Below are 26964 nucleotides of genomic sequence, written 5' to 3'. Positions count from 1 at the left end.
CGGCCTGCCGGCCTCCGGCCACGGGCTCCCAGGCCTGCCGGCCTCCGGCCTCGCGGCCTCCGGCCTCGCGGCCTCGCGGCCTCCCGGCCTCCCGGCCTCCCGGCCTCCCGGCCTTCGGGCTCCCAGGTCTGCCGGCCTTGTGGACGCCCGGCGTCGGGCTTCCGGCCCCCGGGCCTTGCGGCCTCCGGCCACGGGCTCCCGGCCCCGGCCATCAGCCACCCGGTCGTCCGGGCGCCCATGCGGCCGCCGGCCACCCAGCCACAGCCATCGGCGGATTCCGGCCCCGGCCCCGGGTCTTCCGGCCCCCGGGGCTCCGGCCTCCCGGGTCTCCCGGCCTTCGGCTGTTCCGGTCTGCCCGGTGCGGAAGTGGAAGGGGCGGCCGCCGAATCGGCAGCCGCCCCTTCCGTGTGTCAGCCCGGTGTCACTTCCGGCCCCGCTCGGGGCCGCTCAGACCCGCGCGGCGCAGGGCGTCGGCCATGGCGCTGTTCGCCGGCGGCGGAGCCTGCCGGGAGCCGCCCCCGGCGCCACCGCCTGAGCCACCGCCCGTGCCACCGCCCGCACCGCCGCCGCGGCCCTGCCGCTGCTGGCCGCGCTGCTGGGGCGGCCGTCCGCCCCGCTGGGACCGGCCGCCGCCGCCCTCGGCCTCCGGAGCCGCCGCCTCGTCGTCCAGCCGCAGCGTCAGCGAGATCCGCTTGCGCGGGATGTCGATCTCCAGGACCTTCACCCTGACAATGTCGCCGGACTTCACGACGTCCCGCGGGTCCTTGACGAAGGTCTTGGACATCGCGGAGACGTGCACGAGCCCGTCCTGGTGGACGCCGATGTCCACGAACGCGCCGAACGCGGCCACGTTCGTGACGACGCCCTCCAGGACCATCCCGGCCACCACGTCGGAGATCTTCTCCACGCCCTCCTTGAAGGTGGCCGTCTTGAAGGCGGGACGCGGGTCGCGACCCGGCTTCTCCAGCTCCCTGAGGATGTCCGTGACGGTCGGCAGACCGAAGGTCTCGTCGACGAATTCGGCCGGCTTCAGCGAGCGCAGCACGCTCGTGTTGCCGATCAGCGACGCGACCTCGCTGCCCGCCGTCTTCACCATCCGCCGCACCACGGGGTACGCCTCGGGGTGCACGCTGGACGCGTCCAGCGGGTCGCTGCCGCCCTGGATCCGCAGGAAGCCCGCGCACTGCTCGTACGCCTTCGGACCGAGCCGGGCCACGCCCTTGAGGGCCGTACGGGAGGTGAAGGGGCCGTTGGCGTCGCGGTGCGCGACGATGTTCTCCGCGAGGCCGGAGGTGATGCCGGAGACCCGCGCCAGCAGCGGGGCGGAGGCGGTGTTCACGTCCACGCCCACGCCGTTCACACAGTCCTCGACCACCGCGTCGAGCGAGCGCGACAGCTTCACCTCGGACAGGTCGTGCTGGTACTGCCCGACACCGATCGACTTCGGGTCGATCTTCACCAGTTCGGCCAGCGGGTCCTGGAGCCGGCGCGCGATGGAGACGGCGCCGCGCAGCGACACGTCCATGTCGGGCAGCTCCTGCGAGGCGAACGCGGACGCGGAGTACACCGAGGCGCCCGCCTCCGACACCATCACCTTGGTGAGCTTCAGCTCCGGGTGCTTCGTGATCAGCTCACCGGCGAGCTTGTCGGTCTCGCGCGACGCCGTGCCGTTGCCGATCGCGACCAGGTCGACCGCGTGCTCCTTGGAGAGCCGGGCGAGCTTGGCGATGGCCTCGTCCCACCGGTTGGCCGGGACATGCGGGTGGATGACGTCCGTGGCGACGACCTTGCCGGTCGCGTCGACGACGGCGACCTTCACGCCCGTACGGAAACCGGGGTCCAGGCCCAGCGTCGCGCGCGTGCCCGCCGGGGCCGCGAGCAGCAGGTCCCGCAGGTTCGCCGCGAAGACGTCCACCGCCTCGTCCTCGGCGGCGGTGCGCAGCCGCAGGCGCATGTCGATGCCGAGGTGCACCAGGATGCGGGTGCGCCAGGCCCAGCGGGCGGTGTCCGTCAGCCACTTGTCGCCGGGGCGGCCGCGGTCGGCGATCCCGAAGCGGTGGGCGACGATCCCCTCGTACGAGGACGGTCCCTCGGTGGACTCCTCCGGCTCCAGGACGAGATCGAGGACGTCCTCCTTCTCGCCGCGCAGCATGGCGAGGATCCGGTGCGAGGGCAGCGCCTTGAACGGCTCGGCGAAGTCGAAGTAGTCGGCGAACTTGGCGCCGGCCTCCTCCTTGCCCTCACGCACCTTGGCGGCGAGCCGTCCGCGCACCCACATGCGCTCGCGCAGCTCGCCGATCAGGTCGGCGTCCTCGGAGAACCGCTCGGTGAGGATCGACCGGGCGCCGTCCAGGGCGGCCTGCGGGTCGGCGACGCCCTTGTCGGCGTCGACGAAGGCCGCCGCCGCGGCGAGCGGGTCGACCGACGGGTCGCCGAGCAGCCCTTCGGCCAGCGGCTCCAGACCCGCCTCGCGCGCGATCTGCGCCTTGGTGCGCCGCTTGGGCTTGAACGGCAGATAGATGTCCTCGAGCCGCGCCTTGGTCTCGGCGCCCCGGATCTGCGCCTCCAGCTCGGCGCTGAGCTTGCCCTGCTCGCGCACCGAGTCGAGGATCGCGGACCGCCGGTCCTCCAGCTCCCGCAGATAGCGCAGCCGCTCCTCGAGGGTGCGCAGTTGCGCATCGTCGAGCATCTCGGTCGCTTCCTTGCGGTAGCGGGCGATGAAGGGCACCGTCGAACCGCCGTCGAGCAAGTCGACGGCCGCCTTGACCTGCCGCTCCCGTACGCCGAGTTCTTCGGCGATCCTGCCTTCGATGGACCCTACGAGGGGTGTCGTCACGATCCCGTACCGCCTTCTCCACTGAGGTTGCGCGGCAATTGTGGCAGGTGACGCCGACATCGGGGGCCCAGGGCGACACTCGGAGCGACCGCGCGCCGCGCCCGGACCCGGTCCACGCCCGGCACATCCGCCCCGGCGCCGCCCGTCAGCCCTTGCCGATCATTCCCTCCGGGAACGCGCCGGCGGCGAAGGCGGTCATCAGCAGGCCCTTCGCGATCTCGGTGAGCCGTTCGACCCCGGCGGCGCCCAGGTGCTCGTAGGGAGCCCGGTCGAGGCGGTCCGTCCGGGCCTCGATGTCCCGGCGCAGCTCCGCGCCGGCCGGAGTCAGCTCGCCGTCCGCGTCGAGCAGCCCGCGCTCGCGCAGCCGCCCGGACGCGGCCTCCCAGTCCTGCCGGGACCAGCCGCGTGTGCCGAGCACCCACCGGGGCGCCATGCCCTTGCCGGTCGCGGTGTGGCTCACCAGGGCCTCCACCGGGTCGAGCTCGGCGTCGAGCAGCACCGCGAGGTGACCGTCGCCCCGGTACTCGCGCAGCAGGGTGGCCGCGTGCCAGAGCGCCAGGTGCGGCTCCGCGGGCACGGGCAGGTCCGCGTGAGCGGCGTACAGCGGGCGGGAGGCGCGGGTGCAGGCCTCGGCCGCGCGCAGGGCGAGCTTCGCCGCCTCGGCCATCTCCCCGGACGCGATGACGTCCTCGCCGAGCAGCCGCCGGAGCGTCGCGTCCACGGCGCGCAGACGAGCCGCGAGCACCGTCTCCGGGGAGGCGGCCCGCCACACCGCGGGCACGTGTCCGGCGACGAGTTCGTGCCGGAAGTTGAAGAACGTCGCCGTCACCGTGCCCGCGCCGACCGCGCCCATCGCGGCGGCCCGCACCGCGAAGTAGGCGCTGCGCTCGTTCTCGACGCCGACCGCGGCCAGCTCACGGCCCAGATCGGGCGAGAAGTAGTGCGTCGAGTGCAGCGGATTGAGGACGTTGTGGCAGCGCCGGCCGGCGCGCTCCGGCAGTGAAGGGGTCATACCCCGCACATTACCGACTGGTTGGTATGTCGTGAACTCCCCGACTCCCGATGGCAGGAAAGGTGGGGTCCTCGTCATTGCGGCCATCCGCGCACCGGCCGACAATCGGGACATGCGAACGGTCCTGATCGTCCTCTTCGACGGCGTGCAGAGCCTTGACGTCACCGGCCCCCTGGAGGTGTTCGCGGGCGCCGAGAGCTACCGCGGCGGCTCGTACGGCATCCGCACGGCCTCCCTGGACGGCACCCGGGTCCGCTCCTCCAGCGGCCTCGTCCTGGTCCCGGACCAGGCGCTGGCCGACGCGCCGGACCCGCACACCCTGCTGGTTCCCGGCGGCAGCGGTACCCGGCGTCCGGATCCCCGGCTGATCGACTGGCTGCGCGCCCACGGGCCGCGCGCCGAGCGCCTGGTCTCGGTGTGCACCGGCGCCGGACTGCTCGCGGCGGCGGGCCTGCTCGACGGCCGCCGGGCGACGACCCACTGGGCCCACTGCGACCGGCTCGCCCGCGACCATCCGGCGGTCACGGTCGATCCCGACCCCATCTACGTGCGCGACGGCAACGTCGCCACGTCGGCGGGCGTCACCTCCGGCATCGACCTGGCCCTCGCCCTCGTGGAGGACGACCTGGGCCGTGACGCCGCCCTCACCATCGCCCGCCATCTCGTCGTCTTCCTCCGCAGGCCCGGCAACCAGGCCCAGTTCAGCGCCCAGCTCGCCGCCCAGACCGCGCGACGCGAACCGCTGCGCGAGGTCCAGCACTGGATCTCCGAGCACCCGGGCGACGACCTGAGCGTCGAGTCGCTCGCGGTCCGCGCCCGTCTCTCGCCCCGGCACTTCGCGCGGGCCTTCCGGACGGAGACGGGCACGACACCCGGCCGGTACGTGGAGCGCGTACGGCTCGAACACGCCCGCCGTCTCCTGGAGGACACCGCCGACGGCATCGAGGAGGTCTCCCGGGCGTCCGGCTACGGCACGCCCGAAGCCATGCGCCGCGCCTTCCTGAAATTCCTCGGCTCGGCCCCCGCGGAGTACCGCCGCCGCTTCCACCCGGTCTCCACCGCCTGACACCCCACCGCTCCGCGCGGCCGACACTCTCGCCGCTCCGCCCGGCGCCATGCCCCCACGCGAAAGGATTCCGATGCAGATCGCCATCGTCCTCTACGACCGTTTCACCGCCCTGGACGCCGTGGGCCCCTACGAGACGCTCGGCCGGCTGCCCGACGCGGACACCGTCTTCGTCGCGGAACGCACCGGCCCGGTCCGCTCCGACACGGGCCGGCTCGCGCTGACCGCGGACAAGAGCCTCGCGGAGGTCCCGCACCCGGACATCGTGGTCGTACCGGGAGGGCCGGGCCAGAGCGGCCAGATGGACAACCCGGTCCTGCTCGACTGGCTGCGGGCGGCCGACGCCACCAGCCTCTGGACGACCTCGGTGTGCACCGGGTCCCTGCTGCTCGCCGCGGCGGGGCTCCTGAAGGGACGCCGGGCCACCTCCCACTGGCTGGCACTCGACCAGCTCGAGCGCTTCGGCGCGAAGCCCACGGGGGAGCGGGTCGTGTTCGACGGCGGGTATGTGACCTCGGCCGGTGTCTCCTCCGGCATCGACATGGGGCTGACCCTGCTCGGCCGGATCGCCGGGGACGAACACGCCCAGGCCGTTCAGCTCCTCACCGAGTACGACCCGCAGCCGCCCTACGACGCCGGGTCCCCGGAGAAGGCGCCCGCGCACCTCGTCGAGGAGTTCCGCGGCAGGAGCCGGTTCCTCCTGACGTAGAGCGGGCGGCTCCCGGTACCGCGCCCCGCGCCCCGCGCCCCGGGCGAGCCCTCAGGGAGCCCACGTGAACTGCGGCTGCCTGCGTTCGAGGAAGGCGGCGACCCCCTCCGCGGTGTCGCCGCCGGCGCGCGCCTGCCGCGTCCAGTGGGCGTCACGGTCGGTGCGCCCGTTCACGAACTCCTTCGCCGCCGCCTGCGTCAGCAGCGAGCGCGCCGCCAGGACGCGGGTGAACTCCGCTACCCGCTTCTCGAGTTCGCCCTCGGGCAGTACCTCGTCCACGAGACCGGTGCGCAGCGCGCGCTCGGTGTCGATCAACTCGCCGGAGAAGAGCAGGTACTTGGCGGCGGACGGCCCCACCAGTGCCGCGAGCCTCCGTGTGGAGGAAGCCGGGTAGACGATGCCGAGCTTCGCCGGAGTCACCCCGAACAGCGAGCCCTCCTGCGCGAATCGCAGATCGCAGGCGGCCGCGAGCTGGGACCCGCCGCCCACGCAGTAGCCGCGGATCGCGGCCAGCGTCGGCTTGGGGAACGCGGCGAGGGCCTCCTCGGCGAGCACGGCGAGGCCCTGGGCCTCGTCCGGCGATTCCCGCAGCGTGGAGATGTCCGCCCCGGCGCAGAACGTGCCGCCCTCGCCGGTGAGCACGAGCGCGTGCACGTCGGCGCGCGCGCTCAGCGCGTCCAGCAGCGGCGGCAGCGCTCGCCACATGGGCGTCGTCATGGCGTTCCGCTTGGCGGGGTGATGGATGACGACGGTGGCGACCCCGTCGCCGACGTGGTGCAACAGCTGCGGCTCCATACGCCGGATGCTATCCGGAGCGTCCGGCCGGACTCCGATCATGGTCCCGGACGGCACAGCGGGCGGTGGAGCGGCGCGGAACGAATCGGGTCAGCCGGGGGTCAAACCCGTACAACCCGAAAAGTTTCGGAAGTCGATACAGAAGTGACAATTCTTGTCATAGGACTGGCTTTATCTGGCATTGATGATCAGAAATCGGCGATAATTGCTGACTTCTGTTCAGTCAACCGGTACGGACCGGCGCATTACCAACACTCGACTGTGTGGTGACAATCGAGCGTAAGGGTGGCGACCGGACGATGGAGAACCTCGGGCGCGGGTCCGACCCGAGCCCCGAAGGCGGAGTCGCGACTCCCGACGTCAGATCGCCCGGACCGCTGCCGTACGAGGGGGTGTGGCGGTTCACCGCCGCCGCCGTCGAAGCCTCGGTGCCGCAGGCGCGGCACGCCGTCCGTGATCTGCTGGTCCGCCAGGGGGTTCCGGTCTCGGACGATGTCGTTCAGGGACTGCTGTTGATCGTCTCCGAACTGGTCACGAACGCCGTCAAGCACGCGGCACTTCTGTCGCCGATGCTCGCGGTGGAGGTCGCGGTCGGGGCCGACTGGGTGCGGGTGTCCGTCGAGGACGACCACCCCTACCGTCCGACCGCCCTGGAAGCCGACTACGGGCAGACCGGCGGCCGGGGCCTGCTGCTGGTGCGTGAGGTGACCCGGGAGTTCGGCGGAGGCTGCGACGTCGAGTACACCGCGGGCGGCGGCAAGGTGATCTGGGCCGCCCTGCCGCTAGGGTCTGTCTGACGATTCCCGTCTGCCGGGCGACGGCGGGAATCGTCAGACAGACCCTGGCGCCGGACGTCCGAACGTCCGGCGGACCGGCTACCAGTCCGCCGACGGACCCGTCAGTTCCCGCATCGCCGGACGGGCCGCGTCCAGCACCGTCATGAACCACGCCGAGAAGGGGTCCTTCGCGTGCCGCTCCGCCAGCTCGGCGGCGGTCACGAAGGCCGTCGAGCCGACCTCCTCCGGGTCGGGCCGCGGTGCCGACTGCACCATCCCGACGAACAGATGGTTGTACTCCTGCTCCACCAGGCCCGAGTCCGGGTCCGGGTGGTTGTAACGCACTGTGCCCGCCTCGGCGAGCAGCGTCGGCGACACGCCGAGCTCCTCGTACGTCCGCCGGGCCGCCGCCGCGAAGGGTGCCTCGTCCGGGTAGGGGTGGCCGCAGCAGGTGTTCGACCAGACGCCGGGGGAGTGGTACTTGCCGAGCGCGCGCTGCTGCAGCAGCAGCCGGCCCTGCTCGTCGAAGAGGAACACCGAGAACGCCCTGTGGAGCTGTCCCGGGGGCTGATGGGCCGCGAGCTTCTCCGCCGTACCGATCGTGTTGCCGTCCTCGTCGACCAGTTCCAGCAAGATCGCTTCAGCGGTGCCGTTCGACGAACTGTGCGTCGCGGTGGCAGGTGTGATCGGCATACCCATCCTTCGCATCGGTTTTTCAGGGCCAAGTCTGCCGTACGAATCCGGCACTCCCGGCACTTCGCGACTCTCCGCATGTCCCGCCCCGGGGTCCCGGGGCGGGACACGCGGCCCACGTCGGTCAGACGCCGAACGCGGCCGGATACCTGATCGTGCCCGGTGCCACCGGCACGGAATCGTCGAGGACGAGGGCCATCAGGTGTTCGGGCGGCACGTCGAAACCGGGCCGGATGCCGTGGCCGGCGGCGGGCCCGAAGCCGAACCTCGGGTAGTACCCGGGATGCCCGAGCACGAGGACGAGCCGCTCGCCCCGCGCGCGTGCCGCTTCCAGCACCGCCCGTACGACGGCCGATCCGGCGCCTCGGCGGTGCAGGTCGGGACGGACGGCGACCGGCGCCAGCGCGGCCGCCGGGACATCGTCGACATGACAGCGGGTGATCAGGGCGTACGCCGCGATCGTGCCGTCCGGGGCCTCGGCGACGTACGACAGGCCGGGCAGCCACGCTCCGGGATCGGCGCGCAGCGCGTCGACCAGATCGGCTTCCTCCGCCCGGCCGAAGGCGGCGGCGGTCACGGCGTGCACCTCGGCGACGTCCGCGGAGATCTCCCGGCGAGTACGCCAGGCGGTACCGCCGTGGGCTGTGAGGCCGGTCGTGGGATCAGGCAGGGGATCGGTCATGGGGAACCCTTGGATGAGGGGCCCGGCCGACGCGTCGGTGGACGGCGGGTCAGCCCCGGGCCCGGAAGACGGGGACGGCGAGGTCGCTGCGCGTGGCAGCGCCGGACACGGCCGTCATCAACCCACCTCCTGGGACCGTCGGCCACGCTAGCAGCGCCCGCCCCGCGCCGCCTCCGGATTTCCCGGTGCCGGATCCGCCCGTCGCGGGGGCGGGGGCGTGCCGCGCGACCGTCAGTGGCAGAGCTTCGCCTCGTGCTCCGCGTGTCCGCTCGGTTCGAGCTGGAACGTGCAGTGCTCGACGTCGAAGTGGACGCCCAGACAGCCCTGGAGCTCGTGCAGCATCTTCTCGTGGCCGATCGCGTTCAGGACGTCGGAGCTGACGACCACGTGCGCGGAGAGCACCGGCATGCCGGAGGTGATGGTCCAGGCGTGCAGGTCGTGGATGTCCTCGACCCCGTCCAGGGCCAGGATGTGAGCGCGCACCTCCGCCACGTCGACCCCCTTGGGCGCCGCCTCCAGGAGCACGTCGAGTGTCTCCTGGAGCAGCTTCCAGGTGCGCGGGACGATCATCAGCGCGATGGCGATCGAGGCGATCGGGTCCGCCGCCTGCCAGCCGGTGGTCATGATCACGACGGCGGCGACGATGACCGCCACCGAGCCCAGGGCGTCCGCGGCGACCTCCAGGAAGGCGCCGCGCACGTTCAGGCTGTCCTTCTGCCCGCGCATCAGCAGCGTCAGCGAGACCGTGTTGGCGACCAGGCCGAACACACCGAACGCGATCGTCAGCCCGCCGTGGGTGTCCGCGGGTGTGATGAAGCGCTGGATCGCCTCGACGAGCACATAGCCGCCGACGACGAGCAGCAGCAGACAGTTGGCGAGCGCGGCGAGGATCTCGGCCCGCGCGTAGCCGAAGGTGCGTTTCTCGCTCGGCGGGCGCGCGGCGAACTGGATCGCGAGAAGGGCCATGCCCAGCCCGAGCGCGTCGGTCGCCATGTGTGCCGCGTCCGCGACGAGCGCGAGCGAATCGGCGAGGAGACCGCCGACGATCTCGGCGACCATGACGGTGAGCGTGATCGCCAGCGCGACGCGCAGCCTCCCCCGGTAAGCGGCCGTCGCCGTGCCGGCCGGGGGAGCGCCGTGCGCGTGCCCGTGGTCGTGCCCAGCCCCCATGAACGCCGCCTCCTGTTTTCCGCTCGGGTGTCTTCCGCTCGGTCGTGACAGTCAACTACGGGCGGGGGGTATCGGGCAACGCGGCACTGAACACCGTTGTCATATGCTCTGACCTGCGGAAATGATCAGCAGGTCAGAGCACCGGCGCGATCAGGTCCCGGTGGTCCCGGGGTGGTGCAGCAGCCAGCCCCGCCAGGCCGACTCCACCATCTCGCGGACCCCTCGGCGCGCGCTCCAGTCCAGCTCGTCGGCGGCCAGAGCGGCCGAGGCGACCGCCCGGGGGGCGTCGCCGGGGCGGCGCGGTTCGACGAGGGGCGCCACGGGGTTCCCGGTGACCTCGGCGATGAGCGTCACGAGCTCCCGTACGGAGACCCCCTCGCCCCGGCCGATGTTCACCGTCAGATCACCGCTCGCCCCGTCCGTCAGCCGCCGGGCCGCCGCGAGATGCGCCTCGGCGAGGTCGGCGACATGGATGTAGTCGCGTACGCAGGTGCCGTCCGGCGTCGGGTAGTCGTCGCCGAAGATCCGCGGGGCCTCGCCGCGGGTGAGGCGGTCGAACACCATCGGGACGATGTTGAAGATCCCGGTGTCGGCGAGCTCCGGCGAGGCCGCGCCCGCCACGTTGAAGTAGCGAAGGCACACCGTGGCGATGCCGTGCGCCCGGCCCGCCGCCCGCACCAGCCACTCTCCCGCGAGCTTCGTCTCGCCGTAGGGGCTCATCGGCGCGCAGGGGGTGCCCTCCGTGATGAGGTCCACATCGGGGTTGCCGTAGACGGCCGCCGACGAGGAGAACACGAACCGCTCGACGCCCGCCCCGGCCACCGCCTCCAGCAGCGTCGCGAGGCCGCCCACGTTCTCCTGGTAGTAGCGCGTCGGCTGGGCCACGGACTCGCCGACCTGCTTGCGCGCGGCCAGGTGCACCACACCCGTGATCCGGTGCTCCGTCAGGACGCGCTTGAGCAGATCACCGTCCAGCGACGACCCCTGGACCAGGGGGATGCTCTCCGGAAGCCGGTTCGGGACCCCCGACGACAGGTCGTCGAGGGCGACGACGCGCTCCCCGGCCTCCGCCATCGCCCGCGCCACATGTGCCCCGATGTATCCGGCTCCGCCTGTGATCAGCCATGTCATGGACGACCACCCTATGCGGGTCCGGCGCCCTGTCCGCTCTGCCCCGCTTCGAGGGGCGCGGGGTGCCGTACGTCACGCCGGGAATGTTCCGGTCCCCCTGCCGGGAATGTTCCGGTGCGCGCCATCGCGCTTGTGACCCCGGCCCGGGATCGCCGATGATGATCTCGGCGCCGGCGGGACAAAATCGGTTGATCGGGCCGTGAACGGGTGGTGAACGCCTGCTTCCATTCATCCGATAGCCTCTGCCGACATGCCGCCGGGGCCGCCGCCGTGGACCGGGGGCCATCCCATCACGCACACGCCGGACGCCAGGTCGCGCCGGCACCCAGGGAGTGAGTTCGCTGCCGACCGCCATCCTCACCGGCCAGCCGGTCCCCGGATCGTCGCTCGAGGGCGATCTGCGGTCGCTCGGCTTCGACGTGCGTTCCGCGTCGGGCGCGGCCGAGACCGAGACCCTGCTCGCCGCCGCGCCGGCGAACGAGCGGGTCGCCGTCGTGGACGCCCGCTTCGTCGGGCATGTACACGCCCTGCGTCTCGGCCTGACCGACCCCCGCTTCGCGGCCTCCGCCATCCCCGGCGCCGTGTCCGTGCAGCCCGAGGCCCGGCGGGCCCTGACCCGCGCCGTGACCCGCGAGACCGTGGCCGCAGGCAACGCCGCCGCGGCCCCGGACAACCTCGTCGAGCGCCTCGGCGAGGCACTCGAGGCGGACGACCTCTCCGTGTACCGCCCGGAACTCGGCACGCTCGTCGCCGCGGTCCCCGCCGATCCGCAGGAGCGCAACGGCGTCCGGCAGGCAGTCCTGGCCGTCGACGACGAGGCCGTACGGCTGCGCAGTGCCGTCAAGGCCCGTGACGGGTTCTTCACCACATACTGCATCAGCCCGTACTCGCGCTACATCGCCCGCTGGTGCGCCCGCCGCGGCCTGACCCCGAACCAGGTCACCACCGCGTCGCTGATAACCGCGCTGATCGCCGCGGGCTGCGCCGCCACCGGCACCCGCGCCGGCTTCGTGGCGGCCGGTCTGCTGCTGCTGTTCTCCTTCGTCCTCGACTGCACGGACGGACAGCTCGCCCGCTACTCCCTGCAGTACTCGACCCTCGGCGCCTGGCTGGACGCGACCTTCGACCGCGCCAAGGAGTACGCCTACTACGCGGGACTCGCGCTCGGCGCGGCCCGCGGCGGCGACGACGTGTGGGCGCTCGCGCTCGGCGCGATGATCCTCCAGACCTGCCGGCACGTCGTGGACTTCTCGTTCAACGAGGCGAACCACGACGCCACCGCCAACACCAGCCCCACCGCCGCCCTCTCGGACAAGCTCGACAGCGTCGGCTGGACGGTCTGGGTGCGCCGGATGATAGTCCTGCCCATCGGCGAACGATGGGCGATGATCGCCGTCCTGACGGCGCTGACGACCCCCCGCATCACCTTCTACGCCCTGCTCGCCGGCTGCGCCTTCGCGGCCACCTACACCACGGCGGGCCGGGTCCTGCGCTCGCTCACCCGCAAGGCGAGCCGCACGGACCGCGCCGCCGGGGCCCTGGTGGACCTCACCGACTCCGGCGCGCTCGCCGAGTATCTGACCCGTCACGCGGGCCGCCTCCCGCGCATCGCCCCGGCCGTGGTCGCCCTCGTCGCCGGAGCCGTCGTCGTGACATGCGCCGCACTCGCCCCGTACGGGAACTGGCTCCCCGTCCTGGGCGCCGTCGTGTACGTCCTGCTGTCGCCCGCCGCCCTGCTCAGGCCCCTCAAGGGCGCCCTCGACTGGCTGGTCCCGCCGTTCTTCCGCGCGGCCGAGTACCTGACCGTTCTGGCACTGGCGGTCAACGCCGACGTGAACGGAGCGCTTCCGGCGGCTTTCGGCCTGGTGGCCGCGGTCGCCTACCATCACTACGACACGGTGTACCGCATTCGCGGAAACGCCGGAGCCCCCCCGCACTGGCTGGTGCGGGCGATCGGCGGGCACGAAGGCAGGACGCTGCTGGTCACCGTCCTGGCCGCGCTGCTCACCGCCGCACAGTTCAAGGTCGCGCTCACGGCGCTCGCCGTGGCCGTGGCGCTGCTGGTGCTCGTCGAGAGCATCCGCTTCTGGGTGTCCTCCGGGGCGCCCGCCGTACACGATGAAGGAGAACCCGCATGATCGGCCTCGTGCTGGCGGCCGGCGCCGGACGGCGTCTGCGCCCCTACACCGACAGCCTCCCGAAGGCTCTCGTGCCGGTGGGCCCCGCGGGCATAGAGGACTCCATCACGGTCCTGGACCTGACTCTCGGCAACTTCGCCGAGATCGGCCTGACCGAGGTCGGCATCATCGTCGGCTACCGCAAGGAAGCCGTCTACGACCGCAAGGCCGCCCTCGAGGAGAAGTACGGCCTCAAGATCACCCTCATCGACAACGACAAGGCCGAGGAGTGGAACAACGCCTACTCCCTGTGGTGCGGACGTGACGCCCTCAAGGACGGCGTGATCCTCGCCAACGGCGACACCGTGCACCCGGTCTCCGTCGAGAGGACGCTGCTCGCCGCGCGCGGCGACGGCAAGAAGATCATCCTCGCCCTCGACACGGTGAAGAAGCTCGCCGACGAGGAGATGAAGGTCGTCGTGGACCCCGACAAGGGCGTCCAGAAGATCACCAAGCTCATGGAGCCGTCCGAGGCCACCGGCGAGTACATCGGGGTGACCCTCATCGAGGGCGCCGCCGCCGCGGAGCTCGCCGACGCCCTGAAGACGGTGTGGGAGACCGACCCGCAGCAGTTCTACGAGCACGGCTACCAGGAGCTCGTCAACCGCGGCTTCCAGATCGACGTCGCGCCGATCGGCGAGGTCAAGTGGGTCGAGATCGACAACCACGACGACCTCGCCAAGGGACGGGAGATCGCGTGCCTGTACTGACGAGGCTCATCCCCTCGCCGGTCGTCGTCGACATCCGTCCCGGTGCCCTGGACGACCTGGCGAGCGTGCTGAGCGACCAGCGCATCTCGCACTCGGGCAAGCTGGCCATCGCGGTCAGCAACGGCTCGGGCGCCCGGCTGCGCGACCGCATCGCTCCGGCCCTGCCCGGAGCGAGCTGGTACGAGGTCGGCGGCGGGACGCTCGACGACGCCATCCGGCTGGCCGGCGACATAAAGGCCGGCCACTACGACGCGGTCGTGGGCCTGGGCGGCGGCAAGATCATCGACTGTGCCAAGTTCGCCGCGGCGCGGGTCGGGCTGCCGCTCGTCGCGGTGCCCACGAACCTCGCGCACGACGGACTGTGCTCGCCGGTCGCCACCCTCGACAACGACGCGGGCCGCGGCTCCTACGGTGTGCCGAACCCGATCGCCGTGGTCATCGACCTCGACGTGATCCGTGAGGCGCCGGTCCGGTTCGTCCGGGCGGGCATCGGGGACGCCGTCTCCAACATCAACGCGATCGCGGACTGGGAGCTGTCCAACCGCGTCACGGGCGAGAAGATCGACGGACTGGCCGCCGCCATGGCGCGCCAGGCGGGCGAGGCCGTGCTCCGGCATCCCGGAGGTGTCGGTGACAACGACTTCCTCCAGGTTCTCGCCGAGGCGCTCGTCCTCACCGGCATCGCGATGTCGATCTCGGGCGACTCCCGGCCGGCCTCCGGCTCCTGCCACGAGATCAACCACGCCTTCGACCTTCTCTTCCCCAGGCGGGCGGCGAGCCACGGCGAGCAGTGCGGCCTGGGCGCGGCCTTCGCGATGTACCTGCGCGGTGCCCACGAGGACGCGGCGTACATGGCCGAGGTGCTGCGGCGGCACGGACTGCCGGTGCTGCCCGAGGAGATCGGCTTCACCGTGGACGAGTTCGTGCAGGTCGTGGAGTTCGCTCCGCAGACCCGGCCCGGCCGCTACACGATCCTCGAACATCTCGACCTGAAAACCCACCAGATCAAGGACATCTACTCCGACTATGCCAAGGCCATCGGTAGCTGAACTCCGTCCCGTCGTTCATCCCCCCGGGGTGAAGGACCGGCGCAGCGGTGAGCACTGGGCGGGACGCCTGTACATGCGAGAGATCTCGCTGCGCTGCGACCGCTACCTGGTGAACACCAGGATCACGCCCAACCAGCTCACGTACCTGATGACCCTCTGCGGCGTGCTCGCGGCCCCCGCCCTGCTGGTGCCGGGGATCGCGGGCGCGGTGCTGGGCGTGGTGATGGTCCAGCTCTATCTGCTGCTCGACTGCGTCGACGGCGAGATCGCGCGCTGGAAGAAGCAGTACTCGCTCGGCGGGGTCTACCTCGACCGCGTCGGCGCCTATCTCACGGACGCGGCCGTCCTCGTGGGCCTCGGCCTGCGCGCCGCGGACCTGTGGGGGACCGGACGCGTCGACTGGCTGTGGGCCTTCCTCGGCACCCTGGCCGCCCTCGGCGCGATCCTGATCAAGGCGGAGACCGACCTCGTCGGCGTCGCCCGGCACCAGGGCGGGCTGCCGCCGGTCAAGGAGTCCGCCGCCGAGCCGCGATCCTCGGGCGTGGCGCTGGCCCGCAGGGCCGCCGCGGCGCTCAAGTTCCACCGGCTGATCCTCGGCATCGAGGCGACCCTGCTGATCCTGGTCCTCGCGATCGCGGACCAGATCAGGGGCGACCTGTTCTTCACCCGGCTCGGCACCGCCGTGCTCGCCGGCATCGCGCTGCTGCAGACCGTGCTGCACCTGGTGTCCATCCTCGCGTCGAGCAGGCTCAAGTGAGTACCGCGACCAGGGTCGGCGCGGTGATCATCACCATGGGCAACCGCCCCGACGAGCTCAGGGCCCTGCTCGACTCCGTCGCCAAGCAGGACGGCGACCGCGTCGAGGTGGTGGTGGTCGGCAACGGCTCACCCGTTCCGGACGTCCCCGCGGGGGTGCGGACGGTCGAGCTGCCCGAGAACCTCGGCATCCCCGGCGGCCGCAACGTGGGCATCGAGGCCTTCGGCCCCGGCGGCACCGACGTGGACATCCTGCTCTTCCTGGACGACGACGGCCTGCTGGCCCACCACGACACGGCCGAACTGTGCCGCCGGGCCTTCGCTGATGACCCCGAGCTCGGGATCATCAGCTTCCGCATCGCCGACCCCGAGACAGGTGTGACCCAGCGCCGCCACGTCCCGAGGCTGCGCGCCGCCGACCCGATGCGCTCCTCGCGCGTCACCACGTTCCTCGGCGGCGCCAACGCGGTCCGTACGAAGGTCCTCGCCGAGGTCGGCGGGCTCCCGGACGCCTTCTTCTACGCCCACGAGGAGACCGACCTGGCCTGGCGGGCCCTCGACGCCGGCTGGATGATCGACTACCGCTCCGACATGGTGCTGTACCACCCGACGACCGCCCCCTCGCGGCACGCGGTGTACCACCGGATGGTGGCCCGCAACCGCGTCTGGCTCGCACGCCGAAACCTTCCCGCGCCTCTCGTCCCGGTCTACCTCGGCGTCTGGATGCTCCTGACGCTGCTGCGCCGCCCCTCGCGGGCCGCTCTGCGGGCCTGGTTCGGCGGATTCCGGGAAGGCTGGAGGAGTCCGTGCGGACCGAGGCGTCCCATGAGGTGGCGCACCGTGTGGCGGCTGACCCGACTGGGCCGGCCTCCGGTCATCTGACAAGCTCGATCCTGAGAGCACCCGGGCCCTACCCGGTTCCCCGGCTGATGCCCACGTCCGAACCGGCTGTGCGCATCTTGAAGACGAAAGTTCCCCTTGTGAGTGAGACCACCCATGACGGCGGAGTCGCGGTGAGCGACCGGCCGTCGCCCGATGACGGGCTTTCCGCGGCCGAGCTGGCCGCCAAGTACGGCCTCGCGGTCAGCGGCGCCCGGCCCGGGCTGGCCCAGTACGTTCGTCAGCTCTGGGGCCGGCGGCACTTCATCCTCGCGTTCTCGCAGGCGAAGCTCACCGCCCAGTACAGCCAGGCCAAGCTGGGCCAGCTCTGGCAGGTGGCGACGCCGCTGCTCAACGCGGCCGTCTACTACTTCATCTTCGGCCTGATCCTGAAGGCCGACCGCGGGATGTCGCACGACGTGTACATCCCGTTCCTGGTGACCGGCGTCTTCGTCTTCACCTTCACCCAGAGCTCGATCATGGCGGGTGTCCGGGCGATCTCGGGCAACCTGGGACTGGTGCGCGCGCTGCACTTCCCGCGGGCCTCGCTGCCCGTGTCGTTCGCCCTCCAGCAGCTCCAGCAACTGCTCTTCTCGATGATCGTGCTGTTCGTCGTGGCGATCGGCTTCGGCAGCTACCCGGGCCTGTCCTGGCTGCTGATCGTCCCGGTGCTGTTCCTCCAGTTCCTCTTCAACACCGGCCTCGCGCTGATCGTGGCGCGGATGGGCGCCAAGACGCCCGATCTCGCCCAGCTCATGCCGTTCCTCCTGCGCACCTGGATGTACGCCTCCGGTGTCATGTTCTCCATCAGCACCATGCTCGCCGGCCGCCCCGAGTGGATCGCCCGGGTGCTCCAGGCGAACCCGGCCGCCGTCTACATGGACCTGATGCGCTTCGCGCTCATCGACGGCTACGGAGCCTCCAACCTGCCCCCGCACGTGTGGGCCATCGCCGTCTTCTGGGCCGTGGTCACGGCCGTCGGCGGTTTCGTCTACTTCTGGAAGGCTGAAGAGAGGTACGGCCGTGGCTGAGCTCGACAAGACGTCGCACATTCCGACCGTCATCGCGGACGAGCTGCACATCGTCTACCGCGTGAACGGCGCCAAGACCGGCAAGGGCAGCGCCACCGCCGCCCTCAGCCGCATATTCAAGCGCGGCGAGGAACGCGGTGTGCGTAAGGTGCACGCCGTCAGGGGTGTCTCCTTCACCGCCTACCGAGGCGAGGCCATCGGCCTGATCGGCTCGAACGGCTCCGGCAAGTCCACCCTCCTGCGGGCCATCGCCGGACTGCTGCCCGCGGAGAAGGGCAAGGTCTACACCGACGGCCAGCCCTCGCTGCTCGGCGTGAACGCGGCCCTGATGAACGACCTGACCGGTGAGCGGAACGTCATCCTGGGCGGTCTCGCCATGGGCATGTCCCGCGAGCAGGTCAAGGAGCGCTACGAGGAGATCGTCGACTTCTCCGGGATCAACGAGAAGGGCGACTTCATCACGCTGCCGATGCGGACGTATTCCTCCGGCATGGCGGCGCGGCTGCGGTTCTCCATCGCGGCGGCCAAGGACCACGACGTCCTGATGATCGACGAGGCCCTCGCGACCGGTGACCGCTCCTTCCAGAAGCGGTCCGAGGCGCGCATCCGCGAGCTGCGCAAGAGCGCGGGCACGGTGTTCCTGGTCAGCCACAACAACAAGTCGATCCGCGACACCTGCGACCGCGTGCTGTGGCTGGAGCGCGGCGAGCTGCGCATGGACGGGGCGACCGAGGACGTCCTCAAGGAGTACGAGAAGTTCACGGGCAAGTAGCCCGATTCGCCCAGGGCCCCGCCGGAACTCTCCGGCGGGGCCCTGCGTCTGCAAGGGAAACGCCAACTCCCGTCGGCACAGGGAATCTTGACGCCAATCGGTGTGTTGTTGTGATGTGCAGGACACCCCGGCGGAGTGTGCCGCGTTGTACAACGTAAGCTGTACCGGTGCTGAATCGCGTCAAGTAGGGCGATAATACGCGACACCCGGCACCGTCACGCTGAGCGGATCTCCGGGCGGCGTGTCCGAAATGGGCAGTGTTGGGTCGGCAGTGTAGAACGGGAGATGTGACGGCAATGGCTACGGTGACTCTCCAGCTCCGCGATGCGTGTGCCGTCCTCGCGCCGGGCGGCGAGCGGTGACCCAAGCCGGGACGGCCCGCACCGGCGATCCGGAGCGCGGCACCCTCGACAAAGCCGCGGACGAGAACTTCCCCGTGGCCCCGTTCTTCCTGCCCAGGGCCTGGCGCGACGACCTCATGGCCGTCTACGGCTTCGCCCGTCTCGTGGACGACATCGGTGACGGCGATCTGGCCCCCGGCGGTGCCGACGCCCGCCTCCTCGGCGTGCCGGCCGCGGACGCCGACGACCGCCTGGTCCTGCTCGACGCACTCGAAGCCGATCTTCACCGCGTGTTCGACTCGACCCCGCGCCACCCCCTGATGCGCGGACTTCAGCCCACGGTCCGCCGCGCGGGTCTGACCCCCGAGCCCTTTCTCGGCCTGATCGCGGCCAACCGCCAGGACCAGCTCGTCACGCGCTACGAGACCTACGACGATCTGCTCGCCTACTGTGAACTCTCCGCGAACCCCGTCGGCCGCCTGGTCCTCTCCGTCACCGGAACCTCCACGCCCGAGCGTGTTCGCCGCTCCGACGCGGTGTGCACGGGGCTCCAGATCGTCGAGCACCTCCAGGACGTGGCCGAGGACCTCGGCCGCGACCGCGTCTACCTGCCCGCCGAGGACATGAAGCGCTTTCACGTGGTCGAATCCGATCTCGCCGCCCCCACAGCAGGCGCATCGGTGCGAGCACTGGTTGCATACGAAGCAGAACGCGCCTTGAACCTCCTGAATGAAGGCACCCCCCTCGTGGGTAGCGTCCACGGCAGGCTGAAACTGCTGCTCGCGGGGTTCGTCGCGGGGGGGAAGGCGGCGGTCCGTGCGATCGCCGCCGCCGAATACGACGTACTTCCCGGCCCGCCCAAGCCCGGCAAGCTCCAGTTGCTGCGCGAGGTGGGAGTGACTCTGCGAGGAGAGGGGTGATCCGGACCGTGGAGTCGGAACAGCACGTGTCCGCACCGGTACTCGCCGCGTACAGCTACTGCGAGGCGGTGACCGGTCAGCAGGCCCGTAATTTCGCGTACGGCATCAGGCTTCTGCCGACGTCCAAGCGCCGTGCGATGTCGGCGCTCTACGCGTTCTCGCGGCGCGTCGACGACATCGGCGACGGCACGCTGGCGCCGGACGTGAAGGCGACGCGCCTGGAGGAGACCCGGGCGCTGCTCGCCCGCGTGCGCGCGGGTGCCGTCGAGGAGGACGACACCGACCCGGTCGCGGTCGCCCTCAGCCACACCGCCGCGTACTTCCCGGTGCCCCTCGGGGGCCTGGACGAGCTCATCGACGGCGTACTGATGGACGTACGCGGTGAGACGTACGAGACCTGGGACGACCTGAAGGTCTACTGCCGCTGCGTGGCCGGTGCGATCGGGCGGCTCTCGCTCGGGGTCTTCGGCACCGAACCCGGGGCGCGTGGCGCCGAGCGCGCGCCGGAGTACGCCGACACGCTCGGGCTCGCGCTCCAGCTCACCAACATCCTTCGGGACGTCCGCGAGGACGCCGAGGGCGGGCGCACCTATCTGCCCGCCGACGACCTGGCCAAGTTCGGCTGCTCGGCCGGGTTCGACGGGCCGACCCCACCGGAGGGCTCCGACTTCGCGGGCCTCGTGCACTTCGAGGTGCGGCGGGCGCGCGCCCTGTTCGCGGAGGGCTACCGGCTGCTGCCCATGCTGGACCGGCGCAGCGGCGCCTGCGTCGCGGCCATGGCGGGCATCTACCGGCGGCTCCTCGACCGCATCGAGCGCGAGCCGGAGGCCGTGCTGCGCGGCCGGGTGTCCCTGCCCGGACGTGAGAAGGCGTACGTCGCCGTGCGCGGCCTCTCCGGCCTCGACGCCCGGCACGTCTCCCGCCGCACGGTCCGGAGGCGCGTCTGATGGACATCACGGGTCGAGGCGGACACGTCCTGGGCGACGCGGCCGGTGAAAAGCGGCAGGCAACCCTCCGGTGCCGGGTGGCGTCCCTGACTGAGACGGCGTGCCGTGGAGCGTTCGACGGCCACGGCTCGGCCGCGGGGGAGGGTGCGTGATGAGCGAGGTCGAGTCTTCGGACGACTCCGGCCGGGCCACTGCCGTGGTGATCGGCGGCGGGCTCGCCGGTATCACCGCCGCGCTCGCGCTGGCCGACGCCGGGCTCCGGGTGACGCTGCTGGAGGGCCGGCCGCGCCTCGGTGGTCTCGCGTTCTCCTTCCAGCGCGGCGAGCTCACCGTGGACAACGGACAGCACGTCTTCCTGCGCTGCTGCACCGCCTACCGCTGGTTCCTCGACCGCGTCGACGCGACCCCGCTCGCACCTCTGCAGGATCGTCTCGACGTGCCCGTTCTCGACCTGGAGGCACCTCCGGGACGACGGCTCGGCAGGATCGGCCGCGCCGCGCTGCCCGTACCGCTGCACCTGGCGCGCAGCCTCGCGACCTATCAGCACCTCTCGCTCGCCGAACGCGCGAAGGTCGGCCGTGCCGCGCTCGCGCTCAAGGGCCTGGACCTCAGCGATCCGGCACTCGACGCGCAGAACTTCGGCGACTGGCTCGCCGGGCACGGTCAGTCGCGACGTGCCGTCGAGGCACTGTGGGACCTCGTGGGGGTCGCCACCCTCAACGCGGTGGCCCAGGACTCCTCGCTCGGGCTCGCCGCGATGGTGTTCAAGACGGGTCTGCTGTCCGACCCGGGCGCGGCCGACATCGGCTGGGCTCGCGTCCCGCTGGGCGAACTGCATGACACCCTGGCCCGCAAGGCGCTCGACTCCGCGGGCGTACGTACCGAGATCCGTACACGCGTCACCTCCGTCTCCCCTTACGAGAACGGACGTTGGAGCGTTCAGGTTCCCGGCGAGCGCATCGAGGCCGACGCCGTCGTGCTCGCCGTACCCCAGCGCGAGGCCCACGATCTGCTGCCCGAGGGGGCGCTCGACGCCCCCGAGCGGCTTCTGGAGATCGGCACCGCGCCGATCCTCAACGTCCACGTCGTCTACGACCGCACGGTCCTCACCGCGCCGTTCTTCGCGGCCCTCGGCTCCCCGGTGCAGTGGGTCTTCGACCGCACCGAGGCCTCGGGGCTCCGGGAGGGCCAGTACCTCGCGCTGTCGCAGTCGGCCGCGCAGGACGAGATCGACGAGCCCGTCGCCGTGCTCCGGGAGCGGTATCTGCCGGAGCTGGAGCGGCTGCTGCCCGGTGCGCGCGGCGCCGGGATCAAGGACTTCTTCGTGACCCGGGAGCGCACCGCGACGTTCGCCCCCGCACCGGGCGTCGGGCGGCTGCGGCCCGGTGCCCGGACCAAGGCTCCCGGCCTGTACCTGGCCGGAGCGTGGACCGCCACAGGGTGGCCCGCGACCATGGAGAGTGCGGTTCGCAGTGGAGTCGGTGCGGCGGACGCCGCGCTGGGCGCCCTGGGCCGGCCCCGCGACCATCTCCTCGGACTCTTCGAGGAGGCGGCATGACGCTCGACCGGAGCATGGCAGGTCCCCGCACCCCCGGTTCCGTAACAAGAGGAGAGATTGTGCCCACTGTGCCCCCGGCCGAAGCGGCTGCCGACGCGGTGGACGTGACCGCGCTCCTGGAGCGCGGCCGGACCCTGGCCACACCGGTGCTCAAGGCGGCCGTCGACCGTCTCGCGCCGCCCATGGACACCGTCGCCGCCTACCACTTCGGCTGGATCGACGCGGCGGGCAACCCCGCGGACGGCGACGGCGGCAAGGCGGTGCGCCCCGCGCTCGCCGTGCTCTCCGCGCAGGCCGCCGGCGCGGCCCCCGAGGTGGGTGTCCCCGGCGCGGTCGCCGTCGAGCTGGTGCACAACTTCTCGCTGCTGCACGACGACCTGATGGACGGCGACGAACAGCGCCGCCACCGCGACACCGTCTGGAAGGTGCACGGCCCCGCCCAGGCGATCCTGGTCGGCGACGCCCTGTTCGCGCTGGCCAACGAGGTCCTGCTGGAGCTCGGCACCGTCGAGGCGGGCCGGGCCACCCGGCGCCTGACCACCGCCACCCGGGCCCTGATCGACGGTCAGGCCCAGGACATCTCCTACGAGCACCGCGACCGCGTCAGCGTCGAGGAGTGCCTGGAGATGGAGGGCAACAAGACCGGCGCCCTGCTCGCCTGCGCCTGTTCCATCGGCGCGGTCCTCGGCGGCGCCGACGACCTCACCGCCGACACGCTGGAGCGCTACGGCTACCACCTCGGCCTGGCCTTCCAGGCCGTCGACGACCTCCTCGGCATCTGGGGCGACCCGGAGGCCACCGGAAAGCAGACCTGGAGCGATCTGCGCCAGCGCAAGAAGTCCCTGCCGGTCGTGGCCGCGCTCGCCGCGGGCGGACCGGCCTCCGCCCAGCTGGGCGAGCTGCTGGCCGCCGACGCCAAGAGCAACGACTTCGACAGCTTCTCCGAGGAGGAGTTCGCCGTGCGGGCCGCGCTCATCGAGGAGGCGGGCGGCCGCGAGTGGACCGCCGACGAGGCGCGCCGACAGCACGCGATCGCCATCGAGGCGCTGGACGCCGTACCGATGCCCGAGCAGGTCCGCGCCCAGCTCGTGGCGCTGGCCGACTTCGTCGTCGTGCGGAAGAGATGATCGTTATCGGTCGAATAAACCTCGCGTAGTCGCCGGCCGGTGCGTTCCCCAAGCTTCGAACCTCGTTCGAGCGGGGGGATATCCATCCGAACGAACGCACCGGCCGACGGCGGACCCACAGCAGAGACACACCACTGCACGAAGGGGAAGCCATGACAGCGACGACCGACGGAAGCACCGGGGCCCTGCCGCCCCGCGCTGCCTCGGCCAGCGAAGACCAGGACCAGACGACTCCCGAGGCGGCCGGGACAGTCGAGACCCGAGACGTCGCCACGCGCGCCGTGGAGCGCGCCACGGACTTCCTGCTCGCGCGGCAGGACGCCCAGGGCTGGTGGAAGGGCGACCTCGAGACGAACGTCACCATGGACGCCGAGGATCTCCTGCTCCGCCAGTTCCTGGGCATCCGCGACGAGCCGACCACCCGCGGCGCGGCGCTGTTCATCCGCGGCGAGCAGCGCGAGGACGGCACCTGGGCCTCGTTCTACGGCGGTCCGGGCGAGATCTCCACCACCATCGAGGCGTACGTCGCCCTGCGGATGGCCGGGGACGACCCTCAGGCCGCGCACATGGCGCAGGCCGCCGCGTGGATCCGCGAGCACGGCGGCATCGCCGCGGCCCGTGTCTTCACCCGGATCTGGCTCGCCCTCTTCGGCTGGTGGAAGTGGGACGACCTGCCCGAACTCCCGCCGGAGCTCATCTACTTCCCCAAGTGGATGCCGCTGAACATCTACGACTTCGGGTGCTGGGCGCGGCAGACCATCGTGCCGCTCACCATCGTCTCGGCGAAGCGTCCGGTGCGGCCCGCGCCGTTCCCGCTCGACGAGCTGCACGCCGACGCCGACCGCCCCAACCCGGCCAGGCCCCTTGCCCCGGTGACCAGTTGGGACGGCGTCTTCCAGCGCCTCGACAAGGCCCTGCACCAGTACCGCAAGGTCGCGCCGCGCGCGCTGCGCGGAGCGGCGATGAACACGGCCGGCCGCTGGATCATCGAGCGCCAGGAGAACGACGGCTGCTGGGGAGGCATCCAGCCGCCCGCGGTCTACTCGGTCATCGCGCTGCATCTGCTCGGCTACGACCTCGAACACCCGGTGATGCGCGAGGGGCTGGCCTCGCTGGACCGTTTCGCCGTGTGGCGCGACGACGGCGCCCGGATGATCGAGGCCTGTCAGTCGCCGGTGTGGGACACGTGCCTCGCCACCATCGCGCTGGCCGACGCGGGAGTGCCCGCCGACCACCCGCAACTCGTCAAGGCCGTGGACTGGATGCTCGGCGAGGAGATCGTCCGGCCCGGCGACTGGTCGGTGAAGCGGCCCCAACTGCCGCCGGGCGGCTGGGCGTTCGAGTTCCACAACGACAACTACCCCGACATCGACGACACCGCGGAGGTCGTCCTCGCACTGCGCCGCGTCCGGCACCACGACCCGGACCGCGTCGAGAACGCCATCGGACGCGGGGTCCGCTGGAATCTCGGCATGCAGTCCAAGGACGGCGGCTGGGGCGCGTTCGACGTCGACAACACCAGCGCCTTCCCCAACAGGCTGCCGTTCTGCGACTTCGGGGAGGTGATCGACCCGCCCTCTGCGGACGTGACGGCACACGTGGTGGAGATGCTGGCCGTCGAAGGGCTCACCCACGACCCGCGCACCCGCCGGGGTATCGAGTGGCTGCTCTCCCATCAGGAGCCGAACGGCTCCTGGTTCGGGCGCTGGGGCGTCAACTACATCTACGGAACAGGGTCGGTGGTCCCGGCGCTCGTGGCGGCGGGACTGCCCGGCTCGCACCCGGCGATCCGCCGGGCGGTGGCCTGGCTGGAGTCCGTGCAGAACGACGACGGAGGCTGGGGCGAGGACCTGCGCTCCTACGACGACAACGCCGGATGGGGCGGCCGCGGCGCCTCGACCGCCTCGCAGACCGGCTGGGCGCTGCTCGCCCTGCTCGCGGCGGGGGAGGGCGAGTCCAAGGCCACCGAACGGGGGGTGGTCTGGCTCGCCGAGACACAGCTTCCCGACGGCACCTGGGACGAGCCGTATTTCACGGGGACCGGCTTCCCGTGGGACTTCTCGATCAACTACCACCTCTACCGCCATGTCTTCCCCCTCACCGCGCTCGGCCGCTACGTCCACGGAGAGCCCTTCTCCGCTGCCGAGGGGGGCTGATGGTCATGACGTCCGCCCCGGCCCCGCTGCTGATCGCCTGCGCGCTCGGCATCGAGCACCTCGCCCTGCGCAGCGGAGACCGGAGCGGCGCCGGCGGGCCGGTCACCGTACTGCGCACCGGCATGGGGCCCAGGGCCGCCGACCGGTCGGTCACCCGGGTGCTCGCCGACCCGGCACTGTCCGGAGCGGCCGTGCTCGCGACCGGCTTCTGCGCGGGGCTCGCCCCGGGCATGCACCCCGGTGACCTGGTCGTCGCCGAGGAGACCCGGGACCCGGGCGGCACCACGCCGTGCGTGGGCACGGATCTGCTGGTCAAGGAACTCGCCCGCGCCGTGCCGGGCCGCACCGTCCACACCGGGCCGCTCACCGGCTCCGATCATGTGGTCCGGGGTCACGAGCGGGCCGATCTGCTCGCCACCGGCGCCATCGCCGTCGACATGGAGTCGGCGGCGACCCTGCTCGGCGCGGTCCGCTCGGGGATCCGTCCCGTTGCGGCCGTCCGGGTGGTCGTGGATGCTCCAGAACATGAACTCGTCCGAATCGGCACGTTTCGCGGTGGAATATCAGCCTTCCGCGTTCTTCGTACCGTGCTTCCCGCTTTTTTCGAATGGCACCGTTCTTTGTCGCTCCCTCGGAGGTGAGCCGTATGGCCATGCCGCTTCGGCAGTCCATGAAGGTCGCTGCGTACCTGTTTGAACAGAAGCTCCGGAAGCGGGACAAGTTCGCCCTGCTCGTCGAACTGGAGCCGCTCTTCGCGTGCAACCTCGCGTGCGAGGGCTGCGGCAAGATCCAGCACCCCGCCGGTGTGCTCAAGCAGCGCATGCCGGTCGCCCAGGCGGTGGGCGCGGTCCTCGAATCCGGTGCGCCGATGGTGTCCATCGCCGGCGGCGAGCCGCTGATGCACCCTCAGATCGACGAGATCGTGCGGCAGTTGGTGGCGAAGAAGAAGTTCGTCTTCCTCTGCACCAACGCCATGCTGATGCGCAAGAAGATGGACAAGTTCAAGCCCTCGCCGTACTTCGCCTGGGCCGTCCACATCGACGGGCTGCGGGAGCGGCACGACGAGTCCGTGGCGAAGGAAGGCGTCTTCGACGAGGCCGTCGAGGCCATCAAGGAGGCCAAGCGCCGCGGCTTCCGGGTCACGACGAACTCGACCTTCTTCAACACCGACACCCCGCAGACCGTCATCGAGGTGCTGAACTACCTCAACGACGACCTCAAGGTCGACGAGATGATGCTCTCGCCCGCCTACGCCTACGAGAAGGCGCCCGACCAGGAGCACTTCCTCGGTGTCCAGCAGACCCGGGAGCTGTTCAAGAAGGCCTTCGCGGGCGGCAACCGGCGCCGCTGGAGGCTCAACCAGAGCCCGCTCTTCCTGGACTTCCTGGAGGGCAAGGTCGACTTCCCGTGCACCGCGTGGGCGATCCCCAGCTACTCGCTCTTCGGCTGGCAGCGGCCCTGCTACCTGATGAGCGACGGCTACGTGCAGACGTACAAGCAGCTCCTGGAGGAGACCGACTGGGACTCCTACGGGCGCGGCAAGGACGAGAGGTGCGCCAACTGCATGGCCCACTGCGGCTACGAGCCCACCGCCGTCCTCGCCACCATGGGCTCCCTCAAGGAATCCATCCGGGCCGCCCGCGAGACCTTCACGGAAAGCCGCGGGTGACC

The 26964-nt window shown here is 71.4% G+C and carries 25 protein-coding genes; 18 read left to right on the top strand and 7 right to left on the bottom strand.

Features of this window, described 5'->3' with window-relative positions:
- Positions 1 to 421: 421 nt before the first annotated feature.
- Both ACFXGX_RS20775 and ACFXGX_RS20770 read right to left on the bottom strand, forming a co-directional pair.
- Positions 422 to 2836, bottom strand: coding sequence for a Tex family protein (locus ACFXGX_RS20775; protein ID WP_384793133.1), 2415 nt, complete (start codon positions 2834 to 2836; stop codon positions 422 to 424).
- 145 nt (positions 2837 to 2981) lie between these two features.
- Positions 2982 to 3848 (bottom strand): hypothetical protein, encoded by an 867-nt coding sequence (locus ACFXGX_RS20770; RefSeq protein ID WP_384793130.1) that lies wholly within the window; start codon positions 3846 to 3848, stop codon positions 2982 to 2984.
- Positions 3849 to 3960: 112 nt separating this feature from the next.
- Here ACFXGX_RS20770 and ACFXGX_RS20765 point away from each other — a divergent pair, with 112 nt between their 5' ends.
- Both ACFXGX_RS20765 and ACFXGX_RS20760 read left to right on the top strand, forming a co-directional pair.
- Positions 3961 to 4914 (top strand): GlxA family transcriptional regulator, encoded by a 954-nt coding sequence (locus tag ACFXGX_RS20765; protein ID WP_384793127.1) that lies wholly within the window; start codon positions 3961 to 3963, stop codon positions 4912 to 4914.
- Positions 4915 to 4987: 73 nt separating this feature from the next.
- A complete protein-coding gene (locus tag ACFXGX_RS20760; RefSeq protein WP_384793124.1) occupies positions 4988 to 5623 on the top strand; it encodes a DJ-1/PfpI family protein in 636 nt (211 codons plus the stop codon).
- Between the two features lie 51 nt (positions 5624 to 5674).
- On the opposite strand, the gene ACFXGX_RS20755 is transcribed toward ACFXGX_RS20760, so the two are convergent.
- The gene (locus ACFXGX_RS20755) at positions 5675 to 6418 is read right to left on the bottom strand and encodes an enoyl-CoA hydratase/isomerase family protein (protein ID WP_384793121.1); all 744 of its coding nucleotides are present in this window, start codon (positions 6416 to 6418) and stop codon (positions 5675 to 5677) included.
- A gap of 299 nt (positions 6419 to 6717) precedes the next feature.
- Between ACFXGX_RS20755 and ACFXGX_RS20750 the strand changes: the two genes are divergently transcribed.
- Positions 6718 to 7215 (top strand): ATP-binding protein, encoded by a 498-nt coding sequence (locus ACFXGX_RS20750; RefSeq protein WP_355765699.1) that lies wholly within the window; start codon positions 6718 to 6720, stop codon positions 7213 to 7215.
- Positions 7216 to 7293: 78 nt separating this feature from the next.
- Here the strand turns inward: ACFXGX_RS20750 and idi are convergent, their stop codons facing one another.
- The 4 genes from idi to galE form a co-directional block, all read right to left on the bottom strand.
- Positions 7294 to 7887 carry an isopentenyl-diphosphate Delta-isomerase gene (gene idi, locus ACFXGX_RS20745; protein WP_384793118.1) on the bottom strand — a complete coding sequence of 198 codons (594 nt, stop codon included), beginning with the start codon at positions 7885 to 7887 and terminating at the stop codon, positions 7294 to 7296.
- Positions 7888 to 8011: 124 nt separating this feature from the next.
- On the bottom strand, positions 8012 to 8569 hold the full coding sequence (locus ACFXGX_RS20740) for a GNAT family N-acetyltransferase (RefSeq protein ID WP_384793115.1): 558 nt from the start codon (positions 8567 to 8569) through the stop codon (positions 8012 to 8014).
- Positions 8570 to 8800: 231 nt separating this feature from the next.
- The gene (locus tag ACFXGX_RS20735) at positions 8801 to 9739 is read right to left on the bottom strand and encodes a cation diffusion facilitator family transporter (RefSeq protein WP_384793112.1); all 939 of its coding nucleotides are present in this window, start codon (positions 9737 to 9739) and stop codon (positions 8801 to 8803) included.
- A gap of 150 nt (positions 9740 to 9889) precedes the next feature.
- Positions 9890 to 10870 (bottom strand): UDP-glucose 4-epimerase GalE, encoded by a 981-nt coding sequence (gene galE / locus ACFXGX_RS20730; protein ID WP_384793109.1) that lies wholly within the window; start codon positions 10868 to 10870, stop codon positions 9890 to 9892.
- 341 nt (positions 10871 to 11211) lie between these two features.
- Here galE and ACFXGX_RS20725 point away from each other — a divergent pair, with 341 nt between their 5' ends.
- The 15 genes from ACFXGX_RS20725 (at position 11212) to hpnH (ending at position 26962) form a co-directional block, all read left to right on the top strand.
- The gene (locus ACFXGX_RS20725; protein WP_384793174.1) at positions 11212 to 13008 is read left to right on the top strand and encodes a DUF5941 domain-containing protein; all 1797 of its coding nucleotides are present in this window, start codon (positions 11212 to 11214) and stop codon (positions 13006 to 13008) included.
- Positions 13005 to 13757: a sugar phosphate nucleotidyltransferase gene (locus ACFXGX_RS20720; RefSeq protein ID WP_384793106.1), complete on the top strand. Its 753-nt coding sequence runs from the start codon at positions 13005 to 13007 to the stop codon at positions 13755 to 13757. Before ACFXGX_RS20725 ends, ACFXGX_RS20720 begins: the two co-directional genes overlap by 4 nt.
- Positions 13745 to 14806 carry an iron-containing alcohol dehydrogenase family protein gene (locus tag ACFXGX_RS20715; RefSeq protein WP_384793103.1) on the top strand — a complete coding sequence of 354 codons (1062 nt, stop codon included), beginning with the start codon at positions 13745 to 13747 and terminating at the stop codon, positions 14804 to 14806. The genes ACFXGX_RS20720 and ACFXGX_RS20715 overlap by 13 nt, the downstream gene beginning before the upstream one ends.
- Complete coding sequence (locus ACFXGX_RS20710) at positions 14784 to 15563, top strand: CDP-alcohol phosphatidyltransferase family protein (RefSeq protein WP_384793100.1); 780 nt, start codon at positions 14784 to 14786, stop codon at positions 15561 to 15563. Before ACFXGX_RS20715 ends, ACFXGX_RS20710 begins: the two co-directional genes overlap by 23 nt.
- Before the next feature lie 35 nt (positions 15564 to 15598).
- Positions 15599 to 16444: a glycosyltransferase family 2 protein gene (locus ACFXGX_RS20705; protein WP_384793171.1), complete on the top strand. Its 846-nt coding sequence runs from the start codon at positions 15599 to 15601 to the stop codon at positions 16442 to 16444.
- 98 nt (positions 16445 to 16542) lie between these two features.
- The gene (locus tag ACFXGX_RS20700; protein WP_384793097.1) at positions 16543 to 17472 is read left to right on the top strand and encodes an ABC transporter permease; all 930 of its coding nucleotides are present in this window, start codon (positions 16543 to 16545) and stop codon (positions 17470 to 17472) included.
- A complete protein-coding gene (locus tag ACFXGX_RS20695) occupies positions 17465 to 18244 on the top strand; it encodes an ABC transporter ATP-binding protein (RefSeq protein ID WP_384793094.1) in 780 nt (259 codons plus the stop codon). Before ACFXGX_RS20700 ends, ACFXGX_RS20695 begins: the two co-directional genes overlap by 8 nt.
- Positions 18245 to 18602: 358 nt before the next feature.
- Complete coding sequence (gene hpnC / locus ACFXGX_RS20690; RefSeq protein ID WP_384793091.1) at positions 18603 to 19505, top strand: squalene synthase HpnC; 903 nt, start codon at positions 18603 to 18605, stop codon at positions 19503 to 19505.
- The gene (gene hpnD, locus ACFXGX_RS20685; protein WP_384793088.1) at positions 19502 to 20452 is read left to right on the top strand and encodes a presqualene diphosphate synthase HpnD; all 951 of its coding nucleotides are present in this window, start codon (positions 19502 to 19504) and stop codon (positions 20450 to 20452) included. The genes hpnC and hpnD overlap by 4 nt, the downstream gene beginning before the upstream one ends.
- On the top strand, positions 20452 to 20604 hold the full coding sequence (locus ACFXGX_RS20680) for a DUF6380 family protein (protein WP_384793085.1): 153 nt from the start codon (positions 20452 to 20454) through the stop codon (positions 20602 to 20604). The genes hpnD and ACFXGX_RS20680 overlap by 1 nt, the downstream gene beginning before the upstream one ends.
- Complete coding sequence (gene hpnE, locus ACFXGX_RS20675) at positions 20604 to 22010, top strand: hydroxysqualene dehydroxylase HpnE (protein ID WP_384793082.1); 1407 nt, start codon at positions 20604 to 20606, stop codon at positions 22008 to 22010. The genes ACFXGX_RS20680 and hpnE overlap by 1 nt, the downstream gene beginning before the upstream one ends.
- Positions 22007 to 23137: a polyprenyl synthetase family protein gene (locus ACFXGX_RS20670; protein WP_384793079.1), complete on the top strand. Its 1131-nt coding sequence runs from the start codon at positions 22007 to 22009 to the stop codon at positions 23135 to 23137. The genes hpnE and ACFXGX_RS20670 overlap by 4 nt, the downstream gene beginning before the upstream one ends.
- A 152-nt stretch (positions 23138 to 23289) precedes the next feature.
- Positions 23290 to 25293, top strand: a complete 2004-nt coding sequence (gene shc, locus ACFXGX_RS20665; RefSeq protein WP_384793076.1) for a squalene--hopene cyclase — start codon at positions 23290 to 23292, stop codon at positions 25291 to 25293.
- Positions 25293 to 25934 carry a 1-hydroxy-2-methyl-2-butenyl 4-diphosphate reductase gene (locus ACFXGX_RS20660; protein WP_384793073.1) on the top strand — a complete coding sequence of 214 codons (642 nt, stop codon included), beginning with the start codon at positions 25293 to 25295 and terminating at the stop codon, positions 25932 to 25934. Before shc ends, ACFXGX_RS20660 begins: the two co-directional genes overlap by 1 nt.
- A 5-nt stretch (positions 25935 to 25939) precedes the next feature.
- Positions 25940 to 26962 (top strand): adenosyl-hopene transferase HpnH, encoded by a 1023-nt coding sequence (gene hpnH, locus ACFXGX_RS20655; protein ID WP_384793070.1) that lies wholly within the window; start codon positions 25940 to 25942, stop codon positions 26960 to 26962.
- The last annotated feature ends 2 nt before the right edge of the window (positions 26963 to 26964 follow it).

The sequence above is a fragment of the Streptomyces sp. NPDC059371 genome, assembly GCF_042751995.1.
In the GTDB taxonomy this organism is placed as follows: domain Bacteria; phylum Actinomycetota; class Actinomycetes; order Streptomycetales; family Streptomycetaceae; genus Streptomyces.
The sequence above is the reverse complement of the archived record's forward strand: the minus strand, read 5'-3'. Positions and strand labels throughout refer to the sequence as shown.